The following is a 25039-nucleotide window of genomic DNA, read 5'->3' on the forward strand; positions in this document are numbered from 1 at the left end:
AGATGTGTATAAGAGACAGATCCCGGCCGATGGCCAATCTATCAACGCCGTTGGGCGCGGCTGGGCGGCCAATTCGGCCAGCGCCCGGCGCAAGACATCGTCACCGACGATGGCGGCGGGATCTGCGTACAGGGTGTTCAGGAACAAGCGGCTGGATGGGGCGTAAGGACTGCAACGCTGCGGTTGCGCGGCGAACATGGCGTGCACCGGGCTGATGGCGAGCGCGTCCGCGCCCTGGGCCGCGGCGGCGACAGCCAGTTCGCGCACGGCGCCAAAGTCGCCGTAGCCGCCGTCGCCAGGTTGGTCGGCATCGCGCCTGAGACTGTAGACCTGCGCGCATAGTCCCCAGCCGCGCGGCCGCACGCCGTCGGTCAGATCATCAAGGCCAGGCGCTTGGCGGGGCGCCACCGCAAGCACGGTCTGGCCGCATGCCAGGTGCAGCGTGTGGTATCCGGGCTCCTGCGGTGCGATCAGGCTGCCGTCGTCCGCGACCTCGCCGTCGCTGGTCTGGCCTGACTCGCACACGATGCGGTAGCGGCCGCGCGCGCAAGCGGGCAGAAACGCGGCCATGCCGCTGCGCGCGACCAGCAGGGGCGGCAGCCGGGCCCCAAGCTCCACGCCCAGGCGATGGTCGCTGTCGCGGATGTCATGGGCGTTGCCCGCCGGCAAGCCCATGCCCTCCAGCAGCAGCCGTAAAGTATCCGGCGACACTTGCTGCGGACGCTGGCGCGCGTCGGTCCAGTGTTCGGCGATGCCGGCTTTGGCGGCCAGCGCGGACAAGGCCGGATCGCCGGCGGACGTTGCGGTCATGCCGGTTCCTCCAGCAGCCACACGGTGCTGTCGCCGCACACCTCGCCGTGGACCAGGGCGTCGCGGGCGCCGGCCACGGATTCAAAGAGCAGCGTGGCATAGGCCTCGGCGCCCGCCTGCAAGGCCTCGGGCAGCGCCACGCGATCGGGGCCGAAGTTCGCATAGACCGTCAGGCGCGCGCCGCCTGCCAGTTCCCAGCGCGCGAACACGCCGCGTTCGCCGATCGCGGCCGCACCCAGGCTGACCGCGCCGGCCAGCCGGGGCGCGATCAGGCGGGCGCGCAGATGCAGCAGGACCGCGTAGTCCCGCATCCAGGCATGCGCGTCGGCGGCGCTGGCCCGTGGTTTGCTGGCCACGTAGGTTGCGGGATCGTTCGGGTCGGACAACGCGCCCGCGCCCTGGAATTCGGGAAAGCGCGAGAACTCGCGCCGCCGGCCGTCGCGCACCGCTTGCGCCAAAGCCGGGTCGGCATGGCTGGTGAAGTAGTGGAACGGCGTGCGCGCGCCGCGTTCCTCGCCCATGAAGATCAGCGGGATCTGTGGCGCCAGCAGCTGCAACGCGACCGCGGCGCGCAGCCGGGCGGGACTGTCCACCAGGCTGGCCAGGCGTTCGCCGCCCGCACGGTTGCCGGTCTGGTCATGGTTCTGCAGGAACAGCACGAAGGCGCTTGGCGGCAGTTCCGCGCTGGGTTCGCCCCGCGGTTGTCCGCCGCGGTAGGGCGAACGCTGCCCCTGGTACAGCCAGCCTTCGGCCAGGCAGCGCGCCAGCGCCTGGGCCGGCTGGGCGCTGTAATCGGCGTAGTAGCCGTGGCTCTCGCCGGTCAGGAGGCAATGCAGGGCATGATGCGCGTCGTCATTCCATTGCGCATCGAAGTCACCTTGCAGCAGGCTGGCGCGGTTGTCGTCGTTCTCCAGCACCAGATGCACATGGCGTTCGGCAGGAATATGCTGCCGCAGGTACTGGGCCAATTCATGCAGCCATTCATGGCCCGCAATCGCGTGCACGGCGTCCAGACGCAGCCCGTCGAAGCGGTACTCGGTCAGCCAGTACAGCGCGTTGTCCTTGAAGAACTGGCTGACCGCCGGCTGGCGGAAGTCGATGGCGTCGCCCCAAGGCGTGGCGACGTCTTTCCTGAAGAACGGCGCGGCATAGCGCGGCAGGTAATTGCCGTCGGGGCCGAAATGGTTGTAGACCACGTCCAGCATCACGCCCATTTCCAGCCCATGGGCCTCGTCGATCAGGCGCTTGAGCTCATCGGGCGTGCCGTAGGCCGTGTCGGGCGCGTAGGGCAGCACGCCGTCATAGCCCCAGTTGCGTGGCCCGGGGAAGTCGGCAATGGGCATCAGCTCCAGCAAGGTCACGCCCAGCGCCGCCAGCTCCGGCAGCCGCGCCAGCAGGCCCGCATAGCCGCCCTCCAGGCCGGCATGGGTTTCGTACAGCACGGCGTCTTCCCAAGGCCGTCCGCGCCAGGTGCCGTAGCGCCAGGGGTAGGAGTCCGGCGCGACCACGACGCTGTCGTCGTGCACGTCTCCGTGCTGCAGGCGCGAGGCGGGATCGGGCGCGACCGTGTCCGCGTCCAGGCGGTAGTGATAGCGGGCGCCGATGGGGCAGTCCACGTCGGCCTGCACGTAGCCGTCCGGGCCGGGGCTCAGGGCGATGGGAGGATGGCCTTCGACCTCGAGGGCGAAGCCCGCCGGCGCGGTCGGCGCCCACAGGCGAAAGCGCGTGACGCCGCTCTCCAGCGGGATTGCGCCTGAAGCATAGTCATGTGTCATGGCGGATCTCCCGGCACGTAGGTCGCCGCCAGCAGCGCCACGCTGCGCGCCGCCACCGTGACGGCGGCATCCGCCAGTGGCGCGGCAGGCGCCTGCGTGGCGGAATCCAGCTCGCGAATCCACGCCAGCGCGGGCGACGGCATCTGGAAAACCGTGTCCTCCGCGCCGGGATTCAATAGCAGCAGCGTCACGTCGACGCTGCCGTCTTCGCGGCAGGCGGCGCGGCGCAGGACCATGGCATTGGCCTCCGATTCCCAGGCCGCCGCGTCCAGTTCAGCGCCCGCCGGATCGAACCAGGAGATGGCTTGTACGCCAGGCGCGAGCTTCTGCCCCGCATCGCCGTAGCGCGCGGCGCGCGTGCTGGGGTGGGCGCGGCGCAGTGCGATCAGGCGCGCCGCGTAGCGGGATAGCTCACGGCCGTCATCGGACTGCGCCTGCGTCCAGTCCAGCCACGACAGGGCGTTGTCCTGGCAATAGGCGTTGTTATTGCCTTCCTGGCTATTGCCGAATTCGTCTCCGGCCAGCAGCATCGGCGTGCCATCCGCCAGGAACACGCAGGCGAGCTGGGCCCGTTGCACCCGTTTCCGGGTGTCCAGGATGGCGGCGTCCTCGGTCGGGCCTTCGGCGCCCCAGTTGTGGCTGTAGTTCTCGCCGTGGCCGTCGTTGCCGCCTTCGCCGTTGGCCTCGTTGTGGCTGGCGTCGTAGCTGACGATGTCGGCCAGCGTGAAACCGTCGTGCGAGGCCACGTAGTTGACGCTGCTCCAGGGCCGACGGTGGCGGCGGTCGAACAGGTCGCGCGATCCGCACAAGCGCGCCGCCATCTCGCCGCGCATGGCGGGATCCCCGCGCCAATAGCGGCGCGTCGCGTCGCGGAATTTGTCGTTCCACTCGGCGAAGCCCGGTGGATGGTTGCCCAGCTGGTAGCCATCCGGCCCCACGTCCCAGGGTTCGGAAATCAGTTTCAGGCGGGCAAGGGCAGGGTCCTGCAGCACGGCGTCGAAAAAGCCCGAACCCGGGTCATAGCCGGTGCCTTCGCGTCCCAGGGTCACGCCCAGGTCGAAGCGGAAGCCGTCGACGCCATAGGATTGCGCCCAATAGCGCAGCGAATCCGTGACCATTTGCAGGACGCGCGGATGTGACAGATTGACCGTGTTGCCGCAGCCGGTGTCGTTGATGTAATAGCGTTCGTCGCCCGGCACCAGGCGGTAGTAGCTGGCGTTGTCCAGTCCGCGCCAGGACAGCGTGGGTCCCAATTCGCTGCCCTCGCAAGTGTGGTTGTAGACCACGTCCAGAATCACTTCGATGCCGGCGGCATGCAGCCGGCGTATGGCCTGGCGCAGTTCGTTCGGATTGTGCTGCAGGTAGGAGGGCTCCGGCGCAAAGTACGACAACGTGCTGTAGCCCCAGTAGTTGCGCAGGCCGCGTTCGGTCAGGAAGCGGTCCTGCAGGAACGCATGCACCGGCAGCAACTCCACGGCGGTGACGCCCAGCCGCTGCAGGTGTTCGATGAAACGCGGGTCGGCCAGCGCGGAGCAGGTGCCGCGCAGGGGCTGGCGCAGGTCTTCGCGCAGCATGGAGGCGCCGCGCACGTGCACCTCGTAGATCACCGTATCGTTCCACGCCGTGGCCGGCGGCCGGCTGTTGCCCCAGGTGAAAGGCGCTTCTTCGGCCACGATGGCCTTGGGCATGGCGGGCGCGCTGTCGCGCCGGTCGATGCTGAGGTCGGCGCGCGCATGCTTCATGCGATAGCCGAACAGCGCGTCGCTCCAATGCAGCGGTCCGGTCAACTGCCGCGCGTAGGGATCGAGCAACAGCTTATGGGGATTGAAACGGTGCCCATTGCGCGGATCGTGCGGGCCGTGGGCGCGATAGCCGTACACCAGTCCGGGATGCGCGTCCGGCAGGTAGCCGTGCCAGATCTCGTCGGTGCATTCGGGCAGGTCGAAGCGGCGTAGTTCCTTGCGGCCCTTGGGATCGAACAGGCATAGCTCGATACGCGTGGCGTTGGCCGAGAACACGGCGAAGTTCACGCCCAGGCCATCGCTGACCGCGCCCAGCGGATGGGGCTGGCCCCCGGCGATGCGCGTGAATTGGGAGGGATCCATATGGATTCAGCCTTCGTAGAGCAGGAAGAGGGTGGACAGCGGCGGCAAGGTCAGGGACAAGGCCTGGGGCTGGCCATGGGACGCGCTGACGCCGGTGCTGGCGCCGCCCTGGTTGCCCTGGCCGGATCCGCCATAGTGCGTGGCGTCGGTATTCAGCTTTTCCGCCCAGCGGCCAGCCCGCGGCACGCCGATGCGGTAGTCGTGCCGCGCCACCGGCGTGAAATTGGCGACCGCGAGCACGTGATGGACGCCGTCGCTGCGGATGAATGCGACCACGCTGTTGTCGCGGTCGTCCAGGATCGTCCAGGCGAAGCCCGCCGGGTCGGCATCCAGCGCATGCAGCGCCGGCACCCCGCGGTACAGGCCATTCAAGTCGGCAACCAGCCGCTGTATGCCCAGATGGCCGGGACGGTCCAGCAGGTCCCAATCCAGAGGTACGTCGTGGTTCCATTCCCGTGGCTGGGCCATTTCCCCGCCCATGAAGAGCAGCTTCTTGCCGGGATGAGCCCACATGAAGCCGAGGTAGGCGCGCAGGTTGGCGAGCCTGGCGGCCGCGTCGCCCGGCATCTTGGCCAGCAGCGATCCTTTGCCGTGCACCACTTCGTCGTGCGATAGAGGCAGGATGAAGCGCTCGCTGTACGCATACACCATGCTGAAGGTGATGTCGTGGTGGTGATGCTTGCGGTGCACGGGGTCCTCGGACAGGTAGCGCAAGGTGTCGTGCATCCAGCCCATGTTCCATTTGTAGTGAAAGCCCAGCCCGCCGTCGGCGATCGGCGCGGTAACGCCGGGCCAGGCCGTCGATTCCTCGGCGACCATGATGGCGTCCGGCACTTCGTGGCGCACGGTGCCGTTGAGCGCCTGCAGGAACTGCACCGCCTCCAGGTTTTCCCGGCCGCCGTAGCGGTTGGGGATCCATTGGCCGGGCTGGCGGCTGTAGTCGCGATAGAGCATGGACGCGACCGCGTCCACCCTCAGGCCGTCGACATGGAAGCGCTGCAGCCAATGCAGCGCGCTGGCGATCATGAAGGCCTGCACCTCCGTGCGGCCCAGGTTGTAGACCATGGTGTGCCAGTCCGGGTGATAGCCTTCGCGCGGATCCTCGTACTCGTAGAGCGCCGTGCCGTCAAAGCGGGCCAGGCCGTGCGCATCGTCCGGGAAGTGCGCAGGCACCCAGTCCAGGATGACGCCGATGCCTGCGTGGTGGCAGCGGTCGACGAAACGGGCGAATGCGGCGGGCGGACCATAGCGGGCCGCGGGCGCGAACATGCCCAGCGGCTGATAACCCCAGGACCCGCCGAAAGGATGCTCCATGACGGGCAGCAGCTCCACATGGCTGAACCCCATGGCGCAGGCATAGGCCGGCAGCTTGTCGGCCAGCCGGTCCCAGATGCAGGCGTGCGATTCCGGTTCGTCAGGCAGCCAGGACCCGGCGTGCACTTCGTAGATGGACAGCGGCGCGTCCGTGGACTGGCGCGTGCGCCGCTGCGCCATCCAGGCCTGGTCTTGCCACGGATAGTCGGCGCCGTCTTCCACCACCGAGGCGGTGGCAGGCGGCGCTTCGCTGCGTCGCGCCAGCGGATCGGCCTTGAGCCGTAGGTTGCCGGCGCGGTCGGTGATTGCGAACTTGTAGCGTTCGCCGGCCTGCACGTCCGGGATGAAGATCTCCCAGACGCCGGCGCGGTGCCGCAGCCGCATGCCGTGCCGGCGGCTGTCCCAGGCGTTGAAATCGCCCACCACCGCCACGCGTTGCGCGTTCGGCGCCCATACCGCGCAGCGCAGGCCGGCCAGGCCGTCGACTTCCATCAGGCGCGCGCCCAGGGCCGTTCCCACGCTGCGCCATGCGCCTTGCGCCAGCTCCTCCAGCGTGCCGTCTTCCAGCAGGGTGCCGAAGGCATAGGGGTCGGCGGTGATCTGTTCGGCGTCGGGCCATTGGATCGCCAGACGGTACGAGGCGCCGTCGCCGGGGCGGGCGTAAGGAACGCGTCCAAGAAACAGTCCCTGGCCCTGTTCGCGCAAGGGGATGCGCGCGCCGTCGCCGTCCAGCGCCGCCACGGCCCGCGCGCCCGGGGCATACACCCGCACTTCGCCGTCGTGCGGCCCCAGGAAGGCATAGGGGTCGCTGTGCAGGCCGCTGGCCAAGGCGGCCAGTTCGACGGGCGCTATGGGGCTGATGCTGCCGCCTGCGGGCATGTCCTGGCTCATGATCGTGCATCCTCTTCGTCCACGGCGGCCGACAGCAGCAGGCTGCGCGCCAGTTCCGCCAGGGCGCACAGCGGTATCGAAATCCAGTCTGGGCGATGCGCGGCTTCATAGCTCACTTCATAGGCAGCCTTCTCCAGTTGGGCCAGGGCCAGCAGCGCGTCTTCATCCGCAGGCGGGATAAGCGCCGACGCGCGCGCATCGCGGTAGCCTTGCAGGAAGGCCTGGCTGGCGGTCTGGCGAAAGCGCGCCAATAGCAGGTCGCGCAGTTCTGCTGGCGCGACAGGCGCGCCCGGCGTTTCGCCCGCGCCGGCATTGGCGTCGGTCGGCGCGCCGCCGATGATGTCGGTGCGGGCGATCGAGGCGGCGGCATAGTCGAACGAACGCAGCATGCCCGCCACATCCTTGTAGGGCGAGGCGAGGGCGCGGCGCGCGTCCACGCTGATGACCGGTTCGCCTTCGAAGTCGATCAGATAGGCGTCCGCCTGCGCCACCAGCACCTGCCCAAGATGGAAGTCGCCGTGCACGCGCAGGCAAAGGACGCCGGTCTCGGCCTGCGCCATCGCCGCCACGCGCGCCGCCAGCCGGGCGCGGTGCTCGAAATACCATTCGGCGCAGGCGCGCGAAGGGGCTTCCAGTTCACCGAGCTGCGCGCGCAAGTCCTTTTCCGCGCGTTCGAGCAGGTCCTGGACGCGGCGCGTGCGCGCATCGGCGTCCGCCTGGCTGGCGGCGCGCGGCTGGAACGCGGGGTCGTCGGAGGCCTGCGACAGCAGGTTGTGCATCTGCGCCAGACGTTCGCCCATGGTGGCGGCCATTGCGGCGTAGCCCTGCAGGTCCTGGGCGAATTCGTCCGGACTCTGGTTCACCAGCAGCGCGTTGTCCAGCGTGCGCTTGAGCAGATCCAGCGTCCAGCTCCAGGCGTCGCCTTCGTTGGCGACGTAGCGGTGCGCCACCGCCAGCGTATGGACCACGCCGTCGGCATCCTCACGTTGGACCTCGCCCAGCAGCGCCGGCATGTTGGCGTAGCCGGCGCGCGTCAGATAGCGGGTCATTTCCAACTCGGGCGATCCGCCGGGCTGGACGGCGCGGATCAGCTTCAGTATCAGCTTGCCATCGACGACGACCGAGCTGTTGGATTGCTCGCCCGTCAGCCACTGCAGTTCGCCGTCCCCGGCGACCTCCAGGGCGGCCAGGCCAGCTTCGGGCAGGAAGCGGATCACGCCCGGCTTGTCGCCAGGCTTGCCGCCGCTGCGGCCGTCGAGCTCGCGGCCCTCTTGCATGGCCTGGACGATGCCGCGCACGAAGCCGGGCTGCAGAAAGGCGTCCGCCAGAATGCCGACCTCGGCCCCGCGCCGCACCCGCGCGATCGCATAATGCACCGCTGCCGTCTCGTCCCACACCAGCACGAAGGGCGCTTGCGCGCGCAGGCCCGTGACGCCGTCCTCGGGCTCGACCTCGGCCCAGTAATACTCGCCATCGGCCGCCGTGAACGGCGTGGCGTACGCCAGGCGTGCGCGGGCGGGCGGCTGTTTGGCCGGATACCAGCGCTGGCGCGCCAGGTACTGGGGCAGGACCTCGCGCTCCAGCGTAGCGCGGGAGACGTCGGTCAGCGCGGCGCCGCCGTGGGCGCGCAGCACCAGCGTGGTGAGTTCCGGCATCTGCGCGGGAGCGCTCGCATGCCAGTCTGGCGGCGCGGCTTCGTTGCTCAGGTCCAGCCAGTAAAACGCGTAGGGCGGCAGGGTCAGCAGATACGGCAGTTCACCCACGGCCGGGAAGGGCGTACCGCCCAGCATTTCGACTGGCACGCGGCCATTGAATTCCTGCAGCTGCAGTTCCACGGGCTGGGCGGCGTTGGACAGGTTGGCCACGCACAGGATGGTGGTGTCCTGCCATTGGCGCAGATAAGCCAGGATCTTCCGGTTGCCTGCGAAGATGAAGCGCAGCGTGCCGCGCCCGAATGCATGGCTTTGCCGGCGCTGCGCCAACAGGCGTCGGGTCCAGTTCAGGAGGGAATGCGGATCGCGCTGCTGCGCCTCCACGTTCACCGCTTCATAGCCGTACAAGGGGCCCATCAGCACCGGCAGCGGCAGCTGTTCGGGGTCGGCGCGCGAAAAGCCGCCATTGCGGTCGGGCGACCACTGCATCGGCGTGCGCACGCCGTCGCGGTCGCCCAGGTGCACGTTGTCGCCCATGCCGAGCTCGTCGCCGTAGTACAGGACGGGCGTGCCCGGCATGGACAGGAGCAGGCTGTTCATCAGCTCGACCCTGCGCCGGTCGCGCTCCAGCAGCGGCGCCAGACGGCGCCGGATGCCCAGGTTGATGCGGGCGCGCGGGTCCGCCGCGTACACGTTCCAGAGATAGTCGCGTTCGCGGCTGGTGACCATTTCCAGCGTCAGTTCATCATGGTTGCGCAGGAAGATCGCCCATTGGCAGGACGCGGGAATGTCCGGCGTCTGGCGCATGATGTCGATAATCGGGAAACGGTCCTCCTGCGCGATCGCCATGTACATGCGCGGCATCAGCGGGAAATGGAAGGACATATGGCATTCGTCGCCCGCGCCGAAGTATTCCTGCGCATCCTCCGGCCACTGGTTGGCCTCGGCCAGCAGCAAGCGGTTGGGATACTCGGCGTCGATCACGGCCCGGATGCGCTTGAGCACCTCGTGCGTCTCGGGCAGGTTTTCGTTGTTGGTGCCTTCGCGCTCGACCAGGTACGGCACCGCGTCCAGGCGCAGGCCGTCCACGCCCATGTCCAGCCAATAGCGCATCACGGCGAGCACTTCCTTGAGCACCTGCGGATTGTCGTAGTTCAGGTCGGGCTGGTGCGAATAGAAGCGGTGCCAGAAGTAGGCGCCGGCCTCGGGGTCCCAGGTCCAGTTGGATTTCTCGGTATCGCAGAAAATGACGCGCGTGCCGGCGTAGGCCTTGTCGTTGTCCGACCAGACGTAGAAGTTGCGCGCGGCCGATCCGGGTTTGGCCGCGCGTGCGCGGCGGAACCAGGGATGCTGGTCCGAGGTATGGTTGACCACCAGCTCGGTGATGACGCGCAGGCCGCGCGCGTGGGCCGCGCGGATCAGCTTCCTCACGTCGGCCACGGTGCCATAATCCGCGTGCACCCCGCGGTAGTCGGCGATGTCATAGCCGTCGTCGCGGCGCGGCGAGGGATAGAAGGGCAGCAGCCAGATCGTGTTGACCCCCAGGCTGGAGATGTAATCCAGCTTGGAGATCAGGCCGGGCAGATCGCCCACGCCGTCGCCATTCGAGTCGAAGAATGACTTGACGTGCAGCTGATAGATGACCGCATCCTTGTACCAAAGGCCGTCGTCCTGGAGAGGTTGGGTTTCACTGATCATGGCAATGGGCGTGCGGTGTCATCCATGCAGCGACAAGCGCCACACGCGATAGGGTTGATCGGGATGCAGGGTCAGTTCGCGGATCTGCCCCTGCCAGGGCTCGCTGCGTTCGGCCAACAGGTCTTCGGCGATCAGCCGGCCCGTGTCGGCCTCGCCGAACAGCCAGAAGGGCGCCTCGATGCGCGCCGCCTGCTGCTGGAAAGGATCCAGGCTGATGGCCGCGAGGATGAAATTGCCGCGGCCAGGCGTGGACTTGCAGAACGCCAGCACGCGGTCGTTGCCGCTATGCACCAAGGTCAGGCCCCGATGGCTCTGCAGCGCCGGGTTGGTCCGCCGGATCTGGTTCAGGCGGGTGATCTCCGCGCGGATGTTGCCCGGCGCAAACCAGTCGCGCTGGCGCAATTCGTACTTTTCGGAGTCCAGGTATTCCTCCTTGCCCGGCAAGGCCGCCGACTCGCACAGCTCGAAGCCGCTGTACATGCCCCACAGGCCGGATCCCAGCGCCGCCAGCGCGGCGCGTATCAGAAAGCCCGGGCGGCCCGAGGACTGCAGGAAGTAGGGATTGATGTCCGGCGTGTTGACGAAGAAGTGCGGGCGGAAGAAATCGGCGGCGGGCGGCGTGGAGACTTCCTCCAGATAGGATTCCAGTTCCGCCTTGTCATTGCGCCAGGTGAAGTAGGTGTAGGACTGGGTAAAGCCGATCTTCGCCAGCCGGTACATCATCTTGGGCCGGGTGAAAGCTTCCGACAGGAAAATCACGTCGGGATGCTGGGCATGGACCTCGGCGATCAGCCACTGCCAGAATGGCAGCGGCTTGGTATGCGGGTTGTCGACCCGGAAGGTGCGCACGCCATGCTGCACCCAGAACAGCACCACGTCGCGCAGCGCGCGCCACAGGGTCAGCTTGCGCGCGCGGCGCGCGGCGGCGCCGTAGAAGGCGACATTGACGATGTCCTGGTACTTCTTCGGCGGATTTTCCGCATAGCGCAGCGAACCATCCGGACGCCAGGAGAACCAGTCCGTGTGCCGCGCCAGCCACGGGTGGTCCGGCGAGCACTGGATTGCGAAGTCCAGCGCCACTTCCATGCCGTGGGCGCGGGCGGCATCCACCAGCCTAAGGAACCCGTCCAGTCCGCCCAGCAGCGGTTCAACCGCGTCGTGCCCGCCTTCGGCCGAACCGATGGCATAGGGGCTGCCCACGTCGCCGGGCTCGGTGCGCAGGCTGTTGTTGCGGCCCTTGCGGTTGCGTTGCCCGATGGGGTGTATGGGCGGGAGATACAGCACGTCGAATCCCATCTCGCGCACATCTGGCAGCCGTGCGATCACATCGTCGAAGGTGCCGTGCTGGCCGGGCTGCATGGATTGCGAGCGCGGAAACAGCTCATACCAGCTGGCGTGGCAGGCCTGGCTGCGATCCACCCAGACCGGATAGGGCGCGGGGCTGACGTATTCGAAAGGGCGGTCGTCCAGTTCGCGCATGGTGCCGGCCAGGTCTTCGTCCAGCAGTGCATCGATCTGTTGCGGTGTGGGCGCAGCCAGCTCGCCTTCGGTGGCCTTGGAGAACTTTTGCAGGGTCTCGCGCAACCTCATGGCGCCGGGGTGCGACGCGTTGCGGGCGCGCGCCAGCGCTGCGCGCAGCATCAGCAGGCCTTCCTCCACTTCCAGGCGCAGGTCCACGCCGGCCTGGTGTTTCACCTCCAGGTCATGGCGGAAAGTCTGCCAGGCGTCGAGCCAGGCGTGCACCACGAACTCGTGCGGCCCGATGCGGCGCGGACGGAACGAGGCTTCCCAGCGGTCGTTCAAGCCGCGCGTGAAGGGCGCGGCGCGCCACGAACTTTCATCCGCCGCGCGCCAGCGCAGTTCTGCGGCCAGCAGTTCATGGCCGTCCATGTAGATGTCGGCGCTGACGGGAATCCGCTCATGCGGGATGCTCTTGATGGGGAAGGCGCCACTATCCACGGTCGGACTGACCTGCTCGACCACGATGCGCTGGCTGATGGCGCCATCCATGCGGCGCGCCACGTGGCGCGAGGCTTCGCGCACCGGATGCGTAGGTTCGAGCAGATACATGGCGCAACCGGCGGGCGCAATGGCATTGCCTTGCAGCGCCAGGCCGTCCGGCACGCCTTCGGACAGGAAATCGGCCGGCGGCAGCAGCGGCGCCAACGCGCCCCAATCCACGCTAGCCTCCTCCGTATCCGAAGGATTGAGCGCCAGTACGACCGTGCCGGCCGCGCAGTCGCGCAGCAGCAGGGTGCAGTGGCCGTCGCGCCCGCCGGCCAGACGCAGCGGGCCGCGCAATCCGGCTTGTCCAAACCAGCGATTGGCCTCGGCTACGTCGGGCAACCGGGCATCGTCCTCGTCGTCGAACATGAGGACATCCGCGGATAGCGCCGCGGCCCAGGCGCCGCGCTTGTCCGGGGCCACGCGCGGCGGCGAAGCGATGACGGGTGCGATGGCGCGCAGCCTGCCATCTTCCTCCGCCAGCCAGCCGGACTTGTAGTCCCACCAGGGCAAGGACGAGCACAGGCCGTCCAGACCCGCGCCGCGCAGGGCCGCCAGCGACTCGGGCGTCAGTCCCTGCGCCCAGGCAAAAAATTGCGCGGTGCGATCCGGGCCGCCCACTGCCGCTGCCAATGCCGCCCAATCCTGGGCCGGCAGGCATTGCGGCGCGTGAAAGACGTAGCCTGCGGCGCCGCGTTCGGTCCAGCGCTTCAGCCGCGTGCTCCAGGCCTGCACAAAGCCGGGCGGTGGCGGCCCCGGGCGCAAGTGCAGCGCCTCGCGCACGTCGATGCTCATGCGCGGATCGCGCGCGGGGTTTTCGGCGGGCGGTTGATACCAGCCGGGGCCCGCCGTGTCGGCTACGGCGCCAATGGCGCAGCGGTCCATGACGATATCGAGATACAGCGCCAGGCCATGTTCGGCAAGCTGCCCGGCTGCGTGCGCGATCCAGTCGGCCATGGCCACGCGCTTGCCTGCCAAAAGCGCGCTGTCGGCATCCAGCGGGGCGGGCGAAGCGCCTTCCGGCCCCGACAGCCAGGGCGCCGGCATCAGCAAGGCATTGAATCCGCGTTGCCGCAGGCGTGAATAAAGGGCCGGCCCCAGCTCGCCGCCACGGGCGCGGACGTCCCCGGTTGCGCCGCCACGGGCGTGGTAGAGGCGCAGGGGAGCGTGGGGATGGATAGGCGGGGCTGTGGGCACCTGCGGTTCCTCCTGTGGGCGAGCCTAGACCGCGGGCGCGGGCAGCGGCCCGCCAGAACGCTGGCCAGCGCGCAGGGTGGCCACCTCGGCCACGGTTGGCACGCGGGGCTTCCTGCCGGTATCGGCCAGCGCGCGATAGAGCTCGGCGTAGGGCGCCGCGGCGGCGCGCCAGCTGAAATCCGCGCTCATGGCGTTGCGCTGCATGGTGCGCCAGAGCATGGCGTCCTCGCGCAAGCTCAGGGCGCGGGCGATGGCCGCGGCCATGGCCGCAGGGTCGTCGCCGTCGAACAGCAAGCCGTTGGAACCGGCCATTGCCGAGAGCGGCGCGCGCGGCCCGGGATCGTCGATCGTGTCGGCCATGCCGCCCACCCGCGAGCCTATCGGGATGGAGCCGTAGCGCATCGCGTACAGAGGCGTCAGGCCGAACGGCTCGAAGCGGCTGCCGTGCAACAGCATGTCGGAGCCCGCGTGCAGCCGGTGCGCCACTGCCTCGTCATAGCCGATGCGGGTGGCGCAGCGCCCGGGAAAGCGCGCGCACAACAGTTTCAGGGCCTCTTCCAGGCGACGGTCGCCCTGGCCAAGAATCGCGACCTGCAGGCGCGGGTGGCGTTCCAGCGCCTGCGGCAAGGCCTGCGCGGCGACGTCCGCCATCTTCTGTTCCGTCAGCCGGCTGCCCATCGCCAGGAGCACGGCTTCGGCGTCCTCATGCAACTCGAACTCGCGCTGCAGGGCCGCCTTGCAGCGAGCCTTGCGGCCCAGGTCGCGCGCCGAGAACCGCAATGAGCCCAGATGCGGATCGCGCACCGGATTCCACACCATGTTGTCGATGCCGTTGGGGATGGCCACCAGATCGGCGGCGCGCCGCCGCAGCAGCCCCTCCAGCCCGCAGCCGAAGGCGGGCGTCAGGATTTCCCGGGCGTAGGTATGGCTGACGGTGGTGACGCGGTCGGCGTAGCGGATGCCGGTCTTGAGAAAATTCAAGCGGCCCCAGGCGCCGGCGGCTTCGTCGTTACGGTAGCGTTCAGGGATGCCCAGGGCGGCGGCGCATTCCATCGGGAACTGTCCCTGGAACGCCAGGTTGTGGATGGTCATGATGCTTTTGACGTCGCCCGGGCCATATTCCCGCAGCAACAGCGGCACGAGTCCGGCGTGCCAGTCGTGCGCATGCAGCAGTTGAGGCCGCGCGATGCCGGGCAGGCCGCCCGCCACGCGCACCGCCGCATGGGCCAGCGCCGCGTAGCGCAGCGCATTGTCGGCGTGCTCGCGGTTGTCTTCGTTCAGATAGATGCCAGGCCGGTCATAAAGCGCGTCGTTTTCCAGCAGCAGGAAGTCCAACCCCGACTGCGGGCAATGCCCCGCCAGGAGCTGCGCTTCGCCGCCCGGCAGGTTGTGCAGCGGCGCCACTACCCGCAAGCGCTCCAGCCGCTGGCGCACGCCGCGGTAGGCCGGAAGCAGCACCGTCACGGGCACGCCGGCTTCGCACAGCCCGCGCGCCATGCCCGTTATGGCGTCCCCCAGGCCGCCCGTCTTCGCCAGGGGAAACGCTTCACCCGCCACTACCAGGGTTCGAATCTTTGTCATGCCAACTCCCTTTTAGGCGGATCGTCGAGCGCGTCCGCCGCAGGGATTTCATCCGCAAGCGCCGTGCCCGCGCCGGCACCGTCGCAGGCGTTAGAACGCCGGGAACGGCAATTGCTGATTCAGGCGTTCTGTCGGAATGCAGGCAAACGCGGGAGCATCGAATGAAGACTGTGGCGGACTTTGTGCTGGAACGGCTGTCGCAATGGGGGGTCAGGAGGATCTACGGCTACCCAGGGGACGGCATCAATGGCCTGATCGGCGCATTCGGCCGCACCCAGGAGCCGTTGGAGTTCGTCCAGGCCCGCCACGAAGAGGCCGCCGCGTTCATGGCCTGCGCCCACGCCAAGTTCACCGGCCAGGCCGGGGTCTGCCTGGCGACCTCCGGTCCAGGCGCCATTCACTTATTGAACGGCCTGTACGACGCCAAGCTGGACCATCAGCCTGTCGTGGCCCTGGTCGGCCAGCAAGCCCGCAGCGCCCTGGGCGGCGACTACCAGCAGGAGGTCGACCTGATCAGCCTGTTCAATGACGTGGCGCACGATTACGTGCAGATGGCCGCGACCGCCGAACAGGCGCGCCACATGATCGACCGCGCCATGCGCATCGCCCTGGAGCGGCGCAGCGTGACCTGCGTCATTTTTCCAAACGATGTGCAGGATTTGCCGGCGGTGGAAAAGCCCGCCCGCGAACATGGCACCGTGCCGACGGGCATAGGCTTGACCTCGCATGCCGGCGTACCCGGCGAGGCTGCGTTGCGCAATGCCGCCGACATCCTCAACCGCGGCGAACGGGTCGCCATGCTGGTCGGGGCGGGCGCGCTGCAGGCCGGCGCGGAAGTGCGCCAGACCGCTGAACTGCTGGGCGCTGGCGTGGCCAAGGCGCTGCTGGGCAAGGCGGCGGTGCCCGACAGCCTGCCGTACGTCACGGGCTGCATCGGATTGCTGGGCACGCAGCCCAGCTGGGACATGATGAACGAGTGCGACACCTTGCTGATGGTGGGCACGTCGTTCCCGTATTCGGAATTCCTGCCGCCGCCGGGACAGGCGAGGGCGGTGCAGATCGATCTGGACGGCCGCAAGCTCAGCCTGCGCTATCCCGTGGAACTTGGCCTGGTCGGCGACAGCCGGCTGACCCTGCAGGCGCTGATTCCCTTATTGCAGCCCAAGACCGCGCGCCGCTGGCGCGAACGCATCGAGGCCAAGGTCGCGCGCTGGCACGAAACCGTGGAGGCCCGCGCAATGGTGCAGGCCAAGCCGCTGAATCCGCAACGACCCTTCCTGGAACTGTCGAAACGGCTGCCGCCGCGCAGCATTCTGACCTGCGACTCGGGCTCGGCGGCGAACTGGTACGCGCGCGACATCGCGCTGCGCGAAGGGATGATGGGCTCGGTATCGGGCGGCCTGGCCACCATGGGCTGCGGCGTGCCTTATGCGCTTGCCGCCAAGCTGGCGCATCCGGATCGGCCCGTCATTGCGCTGGTCGGCGACGGCGCCATGCAGATGCTGGGCATGAACGAGCTGATCACCATCGCCCACCGCTGGAAGGACTGGGCCAACCCGACCTTGATCGTCATGGTCCTGAACAACGGCGACCTGAATCTGGTCACCTGGGAGCAGCGCGTCATGGGCGGCGACCCCAGGTTCGCGGATTCGCAATGGCTGCCCCAGCTTTCCTATGCGGAGTACGGCCGCCTGTTAGGCCTGGAGGGCATACGGGTGGACAGCCCGGACGCCGTGGGAGACGCCTGGGATCAAGCCCTGGCGGCAACCCGTCCGGTCGTGCTGGAAATGGTGACCGACCCCGAGGTGCCGCCCTTGCCGCCGCACATCCCGGCCAGGCAGGTGGCCGCGTACTTCCAGGCGCTGCGCAAGGAAGAGGGCGGCGCGGCGGGCGCGGCCTTGCGCGCGACCATCAAGCAATGGTGGGCCGGTTGAGGCCGCGGCCGCATCGATCGCATTCCGTCGTTCAGGAGCATGCCATGACCAAGTCCAAACCTTCCGGGCCCGCCCGGCCCGCGGACCCCAAGCAACCGGGTCCGGAGCAGCATCCCGCCGAACAGTCCAACCCCGACCCTGGCGGACATGAGACCGACCGGCACGGCCGTTGGCCGCCCGACAGCCTGCCCAACCCCATGCCGGGACTGGATCCCCAGCAGACGCCGGGAATCGACAGGCTTTGACGGACCGCGGCCTTCCGCGGCACAGTTTTTTTCACGAGGAGCACGTATGAACAAGCACCATGGATTGCGGGACATGTTTCAACCGGCCGACAACGCCACGCGCACGATGCGCGAGCTGATCTCCGGCACCGAGGCGCTCTTGCGCAGCACGGCTAGCTACGGCGGATCCGAGATCGAATCGGCGCGCGACAGCCTCAAGCACCAACTGGAGGCTGCCCGCGAACACGCCAAGGGCTGGGAACGGGCGGCCTGGGACCGCGCCAGGCATGCCTCCCATGCCGCCGACGAGTACGTCCACGAAAACGCCTGGAAGAGCCTGGCGGGCGCGGCGCTGATCGGCGTACTGGCGGGGGTGTGCCTCATGTCCGACCATAAGCGCCGCTGAGCGCCTAATCCTTTTTGCCCATTGATGGGGCGGGGCGTTTCCAGGACCATGCTCGGATTGCGCCGCAACACCGGAATCCACGATGAACCTCGACCCAGCCGCGCCACGCCGCAGATCGCTATGGGGGAAAGCCTTCGCGGTCGTAACCCTGATCGCGGCCGTGGCCGTCGTGCTGGCGTTCGCCGCCCTGCGCATCGCCGAGCAGCGCATCGCCAACATGCTGGGGCCGCGCGGCGAGGTGGGACAGGTGGATATCGGCTACCGGCAGGTGATCCTGAAGGACGTGACGATATCGGGCGGCACGGGGCAGGCCAGCGCCCGCGCGCGGCACGTGATCCTGGAGCCGGAGTGGTCTGCCTTTCTGCGGCACGAGACCGTCTTCAAGACCGTCATCATCGAAGGCTTCGACTTCACCGTGGTGCGCAGGGCGAATGGCGACATGGACATCGCGCCCGCCTTGCAGTCTTCCTTGCGGGCCGGCGCAGGCAATGACGGCCAATCCCGGCGCAATACTCCGATCCGCATCGCGCAACTGATCCTGCGCGACGGCCGGCTGGATTTCGAGGACGCGGCGGTCTCCCGGCCCGCGCATCGGATCCCGTTTTCTGGCGTCCAGGCGAGCCTGCGTCCGCTGACCCTCCCCGGCGACGGCGCGCGCAGCGAGATGGAATTCTCCGGCAATGTCGAAGGCAACCGCAACGGCGCGGCCACGGTACGGGCGCAAGGTTGGCTGGTGCTGGGCAGCACGGATGCCGACATCAAGGTGGCGGTGCGCAACATGGACATCCAGCATGCCGCGCCGTACCTTGCGGACAACGGCGCCACGTCCTTGGCTGCGGGCGCCATGGACCTGGACATGCGTACCGCCATCGCCAAGCGGCAACTGCAGGCCACGGGTACCGTGGCCCTGCGCGGCTTGCGCTTTGGCGGCAACGGCGACCTGTTTTCCTTGCCGCGCAAGGCGGTGCTGGCGGCGCTGAAGGACCAAAGCGGCACGCTGCGCTTCGACTTTGCCCTGGCGGGCGACCTGGACAATCCCAAGTTTTCCGTCACGCGCGGCTTTGCCGCCCAGGTGGCTCAGGGCTTCAGCCATGCGATCGGGGTGGGCGCCGAGGGCGCGGCCGAAGGCGTCACCGGCGCGGTGAAGGAATTGGGCAATGCCTTGTCGGACCTGCTCACGCCTAAACCTTGAACGACTGGCCCGTGTTGTTGCCGCGGCCGCCGTCCGCGGCGGGCTGAGCGTGGCCCCCCGCGTGCGCGCGCCGGCGCCTGAGCTTCACCTCCATCACGCCAAAGGCTGCCAGCGCCAGGAACAAAGGCGCGAACGCATATAGCGCGCGGTAGGCCAATACCGCGCCCAGCACCTCGGGGGCCGGGATTCCTGGCGCGAGCGTGGCCACGAAGATGGCTTCTGTCGTGCCCAGCCCGCCCGGCACGCGGATGATCAAGGCCGCGAAGCTGGCGCACAGCAGGATGCCGAGCACCGCGGGATAACTGGCCTTGCCCTGCAGCAGCAGGTGGATGATGGCGCCCATGATCACCCACGACAATGCCGCAACCGCGCTCTGCGCCGCCGCCATGCCGGCGCGGGGCAACACGGCGTGCTGTCCCATCAAGGTCCAGGACCGCCGCGTGGCCCGCGCACATACTGCCACGTAGCCGGCCGCCAGCAACAACAGCGCCGCACCCAGCACGCGCAGCAGATTCGAACCGATGGCCCACCCCTGCGGCACGGGCACGGCGCCCGCGACGAACAGCGCGCCAGCAACCCACGCGTAACCTACCCAGTTGGAGACCGCGGAAAACAGGGCCACCCGGGTCGCCACCGACTTGCGGCAGCCCAGCCGGGCGTACAGCCTGAGGCGCGCGCCCAGGCCTCCGAGCAGGACGCCCAGGCTCAGGTTCAGGGCGTAGCTCATCATGGCCACCCCCAGGGCCTTGGCCCAGGGCAGGGTATGGCGGGTGTAGCGCTTGCCCAGCAGATCCAGGGCGCCATACGCCAGGTAGCCCGCCACGACCAGCGCGGCGGCGATGGCTATCGTCCCCGGCGGTATCCTGCGCATGGCGACCCAGACCTGGGCCCAGTCGATCGAGCGGCCAAAGTAGTACAGCAGCGCCGCCACCAACGCCAATACGATCACAGGCAAGGCACGCTTGACTCGCGGCCAGCGGTGGCGCCAGGCGCGCGTCAGCGTGGAGCGGAACACTCTCATGCCGACTCCTCTTGCGCCGCGATGGGCAGCGACTTCAGGCGGGGCTTGTGCGCGGGCAGGCTGCCGGCCCAGGCGGGAAAGCGCCGCAGGAAATGGAATACCACCACGCCGATCCACAGCCGCCGCAAGCGCCGCCTGGATCCCTCGGGCAGCTCGATGCGCCGGCAATCCTGTTCGATGAGCCGGTCCAGGCTGCGGCGCAGCGCGGCGTTCAAACCGGCGTCGCGCGCCACCACGTTGGCCTCCAGGTTCAGCGCCAGGCTGAGCGGGTCCAGGTTGCTGGATCCGATGGTGCTCCAGTCGCGGTCCACGCATGCCACCTTGCCGTGCAGCGGACGCTTGCAGTACTCATAGATCTCCACGCCTGCATCGATCAGATAGTCATACAGCATGGACGCCGCCAGCCGCGCGACCAGCACGTCGGGTTCGCCTTGCAGCAGCAACCGTACGCGCACGCCGCGGCGAGCGGCGTTGGCCAGATCGTGCAGCAACTGATAACCAGGGAAAAAGTAGGCGTTGGCGATCAGCACGTCTTCGCGCGCGGCGCGCACGCCGGCACGGTAATAACGTTCGATGTCCGTCTGGTGCTCGATGTTGTCGCGCACCACCAGACGGCCGCCGCCGTCGCCCTCCGGCATGGGATCCAGACGCGCCGGCCGCCGCCGCTTGCGGGTCCACGCATCCACCGCGAGCGCCTCGCGCGCGTAGTCCGCGATGTCCGCGGCCAGCGGTCCCTCCACCAGCACCGCATAGTCCTGCTTGGCTTGGGGCCCGTAGTCCGGCAGGTGATCAGCGGAAAAATTGATGCCGCCGACAAAGGCCATCTGACGATCCACCGCCACGATCTTGCGGTGCATGCGCCTGAACACATTGGTGCGCACGCCGAGAAAGCGCGGGCGGGGATCGAATACGTGGACGCGGATGCCGCTTTCGGTCATGGCGCCGACAAAGGCGCCGTCCAGCTCGTCCGAGCCATAGCCGTCCACCGTCAGGTCCACGCTGACGCCGCGGCGGGCCGCGGCGATCAGGGCGCGCTGGAATTCCTGCCCCACGGCGTCGTCGAACAGGATGAAGGTTTCCACCAGCACTTCGCCGCGCGCCGCGGCGATCGCATCGAGCACGGCCGGAAAGTAGCCCGTGCCATTCTCCAGCAGCGTGTAGCGGTTGTTCTCGCGCCAGCGCAGGTTCATAGCGAGATCTCCGCGCAGATCGGCACATGGTCGGACAGGCGCGACCAGACCCGCGAGGCCAGCGGCACGGGTTGCCAATCCCGGACGTTGCGCACGTAGATGCGGTCCAGCCGCAACAGGGGCCAGCGCGCCGGAAACGTGCGGGCGGGGCGGCCCAGGCGCGACGTGAAGACCTCGCGTGTGCCGCAATCCCGCATCAGCGCGTCGGCGCGCAGGCGCCAGTCGTTGAAGTCGCCCGCGATCAGCAGCGGTTCGCCAGCGGGCACGCCTTGCGCCACCAGCTCGCACAGGCGACGCAGCTGCTTGCCCCGGTGGCCTTCCAGCAGGCCCAGGTGCACGCATATGGCATGGACGGGCATATCCAGCGAGGGCACCCGCAGCACGCAGTGCAATAGTCCGCGGCCTTCGTGTCCATGCACCGTCACGTCATGGTTCTCGTGCTGTTCAATGGGATACCTCGACAGCAGCGCATTGCCATGATGTCCCGCCGGGTAGACCGCGTTGCGGCCGTAGGCAAAATCCGTCCACAGCGAGTCAGCCAGGAATTCGTACTGGGACAAGGCGGGCCAGCCCTGGTGCCGTTCCGCGTGCCCCTGGTGTTCTCCCAGCACTTCCTGCAGGAAGACGATGTCGGGGCTCGCCATCCTCAGCGCCTCGCGCAGTTCGTGCAGCATGAAGCGGCGGTTGAAGCTGGTGAAGCCCTTGTGCGTGTTCACGGTCAACACGGTCAGCGTGGTGGCATCGATGTAGCGGGAGGAGGGCATGGATGCTCCGGATGGGTCGATCCGCACAGCGGAGCAATCCGCGTTCCCAAAACGTAAAGAGGCGTAACCGCCGGGGTGGCGCCAGGCTTGTTGCGTCACAAACCGAATGAGCAAATGCGAAATGCGCAGTTCTCATCCGTGCAGGCCAGGCCTACGATCCGAAGCTTCTTCCTGGTGGACGACCCATGACCGAACTGCTGCGCATCCAGAACCTGACCGTGGACCTGCCGCCCGGCGCCGACCGGCCGCATGCGCTGCAGGACTTGTCGCTGAACATCAGCGCGGGCGAAATCGTCTGTGTGGTGGGTGAAAGCGGCTCCGGCAAATCGCTGACGGCCGGCGCGGTCCTGGGGCTGCTGCCCCAGGACGTGCGCGCCAGCGCCGGCCAGGTGCTGTGGGAAGGGCAGGATCTGCTGCGGCTGGCGCCCGAGGCCTTGCGCCGGCTGCGCGGCCAGCGCATCGGCATGATCTTCCAGGAACCGATGACGGCGCTCAATCCGCTGCGCACCATCGGCGACCAGATCGCGGAAGTGTTCCGCACCCATACCCGCCTGGGACGCACCGAGATCCGGCGCCGCACGCTGGACCTGCTGGAGTCCGTGCGGCTGCCGGACCCGCAACGGGCGCTGGGCGCGTATCCGCATGAATTGTCAGGCGGCCAGCGCCAACGCGCCATGATCGCCATGGCGCTGGCCCTGGAACCCGCCTTGCTGATCGCCGATGAACCGACCACCGCGCTGGACGTCACCACGCAGGCGCAGATCCTGCATCTGATCCACGACCTGCAGCGCCGCAAGGGCACGGCCGTGCTGTTCATTACGCACGACTTCGGCGTGGTCGCCGAGATTGCCGACCGCGTCGCGGTGATGCAGCGCGGCGTGCTGGTGGAAAGCGGCGCGGCGCGGCAGGTGCTGGAGCATCCGCGGCATCCCTACACGCGCGCCTTGATCGCAGCGGTGCCGCCGCTGGCGCCGGCCGCGGTCCGGCCGGAACTGCGGGGCGATGCGCCCATCATCCTGAGCGCGCAAGCCGTCTCCAAGACCTACCGCAAGCGCGGCTGGTTCGGCCGCCCGGGGCGCGAAACGCGGGCGCTGGACGACGTGACGCTGGCACTGAAGGAGGGCGGCACGCTGGGCATCGTGGGCGAAAGCGGGTCGGGCAAATCCACGCTGGCGCGCGCCTTGCTGGGCCTGGCGCCGCCGGACGCGGGTCGCATCTCGCTGGCCGGGGCGCCCTTGGCGCTCCATGGCGGCGCAGCACGGCGCGAGCATGCGCGGCGGGTGCAGATGGTGTTCCAGGATCCCTATGGTTCATTGAATCCGCGCCAGCGCGTCGGCGAAATTGTGGCGCGCGGCCCGATCGTGCACGGCACGCCCAGGCGGGAAGCGCTGGCGCGCGCACAGGAGCTGTTTGAACTAGTGGGCTTGTCGCCGGACGCCGTGCGGCGCTATCCGCATGAGTTCTCGGGCGGGCAGCGTCAGCGCATCGGACTGGCGCGCGCGCTGGCCATGCGGCCGCGCGTGCTGATTGCGGACGAGCCCGTATCGGCGCTGGACGTGTCGGTGCAGGCGCAGGTGCTGGCGCTGCTGGCGCGGCTGCGCGAGCAATTGGGCCTGTCCGTCCTCTTCATCACGCACGATCTGCGCGTGGCCGCGCAGGTCTGCGACGATATCGCGGTGATGCAGAATGGACGGGTGGTGGAAGCGGGGGCCTGCGCCCAGGTCTTCGGCCAGCCCGCGCATCCCTACACGCAGGCGCTGCTTGCCGCCGTGCCGGGTCGGCGCTGGGATCCAGCCTCGGCGGCGTTGCGTCAGGCGGCCTGAGCCGCGCAACGCTATACCGTGCGGGCGGCCCAGAAGGCGGTGCGCACGGCGGGCGAGGCCGCGATGCTGGCGGTCACGCGGTCCAGGTCCAGCTCGTCGACCGAGGCTTCGCTCAATGCCGCTTCGATTTCGACTTCGTTCTCGCCGAACTGGTCTATCTTCAGTTCGGACAGGGGCAGCTGTTCGGTTTCGAGCACGTCCTCCAGCACTGTCATGGCCGCCTGCCGCTGTTCCACGTTCGCAATTACATGTATCACGGTCGTGACTTCCGTGGTCTGCGAGTCGACCGGCTGGCGGTTGACGTAGCTGACGACCGGGCGCAGCAAGGTGTTCGCCGCCAGCACGAAGGCGGTAGCGGCGACCGCTTCCAGGATCAACGATGCCCCCGCGCAGGCGCCGATGGCGGCGGAGCCCCACAGCGTGGCGGCGGTGTTCAGGCCGCGGATGCTGCCGCCTTCGCGCATGATGGCGCCGGCGCCCAGGAACCCCACGCCCGAGACCACGTAGGAAATGACGCGCGAGCCGCCATCGGCGCCGCCCACGCGAAACGCCAGGTCCACGAAGATGGCGGCGCCCACCGCCACCAGCACATTGGTGCGCAGGCCGGCCGTGCGCTGGCGGAACTGGCGCTCAAAGCCCACCACGGAGCCCAGCACGAACGCGGTCAACAGGCTGACCAGGGTATTGGCCAGCGTGATGAATTGGATGTTTTCGAAGTTCTTCATTTTCTTCTCTCTTCTTCTACAGCATGTTATGGATGGCCGCGGACGGGCTCAGGGCAGGCGCCAGACCGACGCCAGGACCAGCAGCAGTCCGGCCAGCCAGATCAGCGCCAGCAGGACGACGCGCGCAATCATCAGGGTTTTGTACGGATCTTTCATGACAGCCTCCCGGCCGCGTTGGCGTCAGGCGGGCAGCACGGCGATGGCCGCGCCGGACTCGCATTCCCAGTGCACCCGGCGCACGTCCGGGCTCTGGCCCAGCCGCAAGGCGACCGCGCCCAGCAGATTGCGCAGATGCGGCGGGCATTGCAGCGTGACGACGGTGGACGCCAACTGACCCGATTCGGCGCGCGATATCCGCACCGCCTGCACGCGCAGGTCCAGGTCGCGCAGTTCGTAATAGAGCTGCTTGCGCAGCGCGTTGAGCGTGTCGCCCAGGCTCACGATGGTGAATTGGTAAGTGGAAGAGGCCGTCTTGGGCGCTGCCGCCATGGGCGCGGCCGCGCCGGTCCGGTCCGGGAAGGGCAGGAATTGCTTGATACGCATGATCGTCTCCTTAGCGGGGAGTACGGTGGAAGGTCCACATGCATGCGCCGCGTGGCCGATGCGCAGGCGCGCGCACCAAGGCGCAACGCATCGCGTCGGCAAGCAGTAGGGGAGAGGGCTGGCGGTCCCGCGTCGGGGACCGAAGAGCCGGGTCCTGGCTTTCAGGCAGGACCGGCGCGGACTATTTCCG

At 68.4% G+C, this 25039-nt stretch carries 17 protein-coding genes; 5 read left to right on the forward strand and 12 right to left on the reverse strand.

Annotated elements, in window-relative coordinates; all coding sequences use genetic code 11:
- From DXK93_RS01770 to glgA, 7 genes are all read right to left on the reverse strand, one after another.
- The coding region (locus tag DXK93_RS01770; protein ID WP_199728268.1) for a 4-alpha-glucanotransferase at window positions 1-810 on the reverse strand (810 nt) is incomplete at its 3' end.
- Entirely contained in the window at window positions 807-2585 is a 1779-nt protein-coding gene (gene treZ / locus DXK93_RS01775) for a malto-oligosyltrehalose trehalohydrolase (protein ID WP_054454269.1), read from the reverse strand. The genes DXK93_RS01770 and treZ, both read right to left, overlap by 4 nt.
- Window positions 2582-4690 (reverse strand): glycogen debranching protein GlgX, encoded by a 2109-nt coding sequence (gene glgX, locus DXK93_RS01780; protein ID WP_119449197.1) that lies wholly within the window; start codon window positions 4688-4690, stop codon window positions 2582-2584. Before glgX ends, treZ begins: the two co-directional genes overlap by 4 nt.
- 6 nt (window positions 4691-4696) lie before the next feature.
- On the reverse strand, window positions 4697-6895 hold the full coding sequence (gene glgB, locus DXK93_RS01785) for a 1,4-alpha-glucan branching protein GlgB (protein WP_119449198.1): 2199 nt from the start codon (window positions 6893-6895) through the stop codon (window positions 4697-4699).
- A complete protein-coding gene (treS, locus tag DXK93_RS01790; RefSeq protein WP_119449199.1) occupies window positions 6892-10245 on the reverse strand; it encodes a maltose alpha-D-glucosyltransferase in 3354 nt (1117 codons plus the stop codon). The genes glgB and treS overlap by 4 nt, the downstream gene beginning before the upstream one ends.
- 18 nt (window positions 10246-10263) lie before the next feature.
- Window positions 10264-13296 (reverse strand): alpha-1,4-glucan--maltose-1-phosphate maltosyltransferase, encoded by a 3033-nt coding sequence (locus DXK93_RS01795; protein ID WP_233564490.1) that lies wholly within the window; start codon window positions 13294-13296, stop codon window positions 10264-10266.
- A 174-nt stretch (window positions 13297-13470) separates the two neighbouring features.
- A complete protein-coding gene (gene glgA, locus DXK93_RS01800) occupies window positions 13471-15027 on the reverse strand; it encodes a glycogen synthase GlgA (RefSeq protein ID WP_119449201.1) in 1557 nt (518 codons plus the stop codon).
- Window positions 15028-15188: 161 nt separating this feature from the next.
- Between glgA and DXK93_RS01805 the strand changes: the two genes are divergently transcribed.
- The 4 genes from DXK93_RS01805 (at window position 15189) to DXK93_RS01820 (ending at window position 18783) form a co-directional block, all read left to right on the forward strand.
- Entirely contained in the window at window positions 15189-16961 is a 1773-nt protein-coding gene (locus DXK93_RS01805) for a thiamine pyrophosphate-requiring protein (protein ID WP_119449202.1), read from the forward strand.
- A 44-nt stretch (window positions 16962-17005) separates the two neighbouring features.
- The gene (locus tag DXK93_RS01810; protein WP_054454284.1) at window positions 17006-17206 is read left to right on the forward strand and encodes a hypothetical protein; all 201 of its coding nucleotides are present in this window, start codon (window positions 17006-17008) and stop codon (window positions 17204-17206) included.
- A 46-nt stretch (window positions 17207-17252) separates the two neighbouring features.
- The gene (locus tag DXK93_RS01815) at window positions 17253-17591 is read left to right on the forward strand and encodes a YqjD family protein (protein ID WP_054454286.1); all 339 of its coding nucleotides are present in this window, start codon (window positions 17253-17255) and stop codon (window positions 17589-17591) included.
- Window positions 17592-17673: 82 nt separating this feature from the next.
- Window positions 17674-18783 (forward strand): DUF748 domain-containing protein, encoded by a 1110-nt coding sequence (locus DXK93_RS01820; protein WP_119449203.1) that lies wholly within the window; start codon window positions 17674-17676, stop codon window positions 18781-18783.
- Here DXK93_RS01820 and DXK93_RS01825 read toward each other — a convergent pair.
- Genes DXK93_RS01825 through DXK93_RS01835 form a run of 3 tightly spaced genes read right to left on the reverse strand, consistent with a single transcriptional unit; the run spans window position 18773 to window position 21758 of the window.
- A complete protein-coding gene (locus tag DXK93_RS01825) occupies window positions 18773-19804 on the reverse strand; it encodes a lysylphosphatidylglycerol synthase domain-containing protein (RefSeq protein WP_054454290.1) in 1032 nt (343 codons plus the stop codon). The genes DXK93_RS01820 and DXK93_RS01825 overlap by 11 nt on opposite strands.
- On the reverse strand, window positions 19801-20994 hold the full coding sequence (clsB, locus tag DXK93_RS01830; RefSeq protein ID WP_119449204.1) for a cardiolipin synthase ClsB: 1194 nt from the start codon (window positions 20992-20994) through the stop codon (window positions 19801-19803). Before clsB ends, DXK93_RS01825 begins: the two co-directional genes overlap by 4 nt.
- A complete protein-coding gene (locus DXK93_RS01835) occupies window positions 20991-21758 on the reverse strand; it encodes an endonuclease/exonuclease/phosphatase family protein (RefSeq protein WP_054454294.1) in 768 nt (255 codons plus the stop codon). Before DXK93_RS01835 ends, clsB begins: the two co-directional genes overlap by 4 nt.
- 185 nt (window positions 21759-21943) lie before the next feature.
- Here DXK93_RS01835 and DXK93_RS01840 point away from each other — a divergent pair, with 185 nt between their 5' ends.
- A complete protein-coding gene (locus DXK93_RS01840) occupies window positions 21944-23581 on the forward strand; it encodes an ABC transporter ATP-binding protein (protein ID WP_119449205.1) in 1638 nt (545 codons plus the stop codon).
- Between the two features lie 11 nt (window positions 23582-23592).
- Here DXK93_RS01840 and DXK93_RS01845 read toward each other — a convergent pair whose 3' ends face one another.
- Together DXK93_RS01845 and DXK93_RS01850 are read right to left on the reverse strand one after the other, a co-directional pair.
- On the reverse strand, window positions 23593-24306 hold the full coding sequence (locus DXK93_RS01845) for an MgtC/SapB family protein (protein ID WP_119449206.1): 714 nt from the start codon (window positions 24304-24306) through the stop codon (window positions 23593-23595).
- 180 nt (window positions 24307-24486) lie between these two features.
- Window positions 24487-24849, reverse strand: coding sequence for a hypothetical protein (locus DXK93_RS01850; RefSeq protein ID WP_054454299.1), 363 nt, complete (start codon window positions 24847-24849; stop codon window positions 24487-24489).
- Window positions 24850-25039 lie beyond the last annotated feature (190 nt).

It is taken from the genome of Achromobacter sp. K91, assembly GCF_003576205.1.
In the GTDB taxonomy this organism is placed as follows: domain Bacteria; phylum Pseudomonadota; class Gammaproteobacteria; order Burkholderiales; family Burkholderiaceae_B; genus Achromobacter; species Achromobacter aegrifaciens.

Coding starts and splice junctions, on each gene's coding strand:
- DXK93_RS01850 (WP_054454299.1), bottom strand. CDS start 24,849: ATGCGTATCAAGCAATTCCTGCCCTTCCCGGACCGGACCGGCGCGGCC.
- glgX (WP_119449197.1), bottom strand. CDS start 4,690: ATGGATCCCTCCCAATTCACGCGCATCGCCGGGGGCCAGCCCCATCCG.
- glgB (WP_119449198.1), bottom strand. CDS start 6,895: ATGAGCCAGGACATGCCCGCAGGCGGCAGCATCAGCCCCATAGCGCCC.
- DXK93_RS01810 (WP_054454284.1), top strand. CDS start 17,006: ATGACCAAGTCCAAACCTTCCGGGCCCGCCCGGCCCGCGGACCCCAAG.
- glgA (WP_119449201.1), bottom strand. CDS start 15,027: ATGACAAAGATTCGAACCCTGGTAGTGGCGGGTGAAGCGTTTCCCCTG.
- DXK93_RS01845 (WP_119449206.1), bottom strand. CDS start 24,306: ATGAAGAACTTCGAAAACATCCAATTCATCACGCTGGCCAATACCCTG.
- DXK93_RS01805 (WP_119449202.1), top strand. CDS start 15,189: ATGAAGACTGTGGCGGACTTTGTGCTGGAACGGCTGTCGCAATGGGGG.
- clsB (WP_119449204.1), bottom strand. CDS start 20,994: ATGAACCTGCGCTGGCGCGAGAACAACCGCTACACGCTGCTGGAGAAT.
- DXK93_RS01825 (WP_054454290.1), bottom strand. CDS start 19,804: ATGAGAGTGTTCCGCTCCACGCTGACGCGCGCCTGGCGCCACCGCTGG.
- DXK93_RS01840 (WP_119449205.1), top strand. CDS start 21,944: ATGACCGAACTGCTGCGCATCCAGAACCTGACCGTGGACCTGCCGCCC.
- treS (WP_119449199.1), bottom strand. CDS start 10,245: ATGATCAGTGAAACCCAACCTCTCCAGGACGACGGCCTTTGGTACAAG.
- treZ (WP_054454269.1), bottom strand. CDS start 2,585: ATGACACATGACTATGCTTCAGGCGCAATCCCGCTGGAGAGCGGCGTC.
- DXK93_RS01820 (WP_119449203.1), top strand. CDS start 17,674: ATGAACCTCGACCCAGCCGCGCCACGCCGCAGATCGCTATGGGGGAAA.
- DXK93_RS01835 (WP_054454294.1), bottom strand. CDS start 21,758: ATGCCCTCCTCCCGCTACATCGATGCCACCACGCTGACCGTGTTGACC.
- DXK93_RS01795 (WP_233564490.1), bottom strand. CDS start 13,296: ATGCCGGCGCCCTGGCTGTCGGGGCCGGAAGGCGCTTCGCCCGCCCCG.
- DXK93_RS01815 (WP_054454286.1), top strand. CDS start 17,253: ATGAACAAGCACCATGGATTGCGGGACATGTTTCAACCGGCCGACAAC.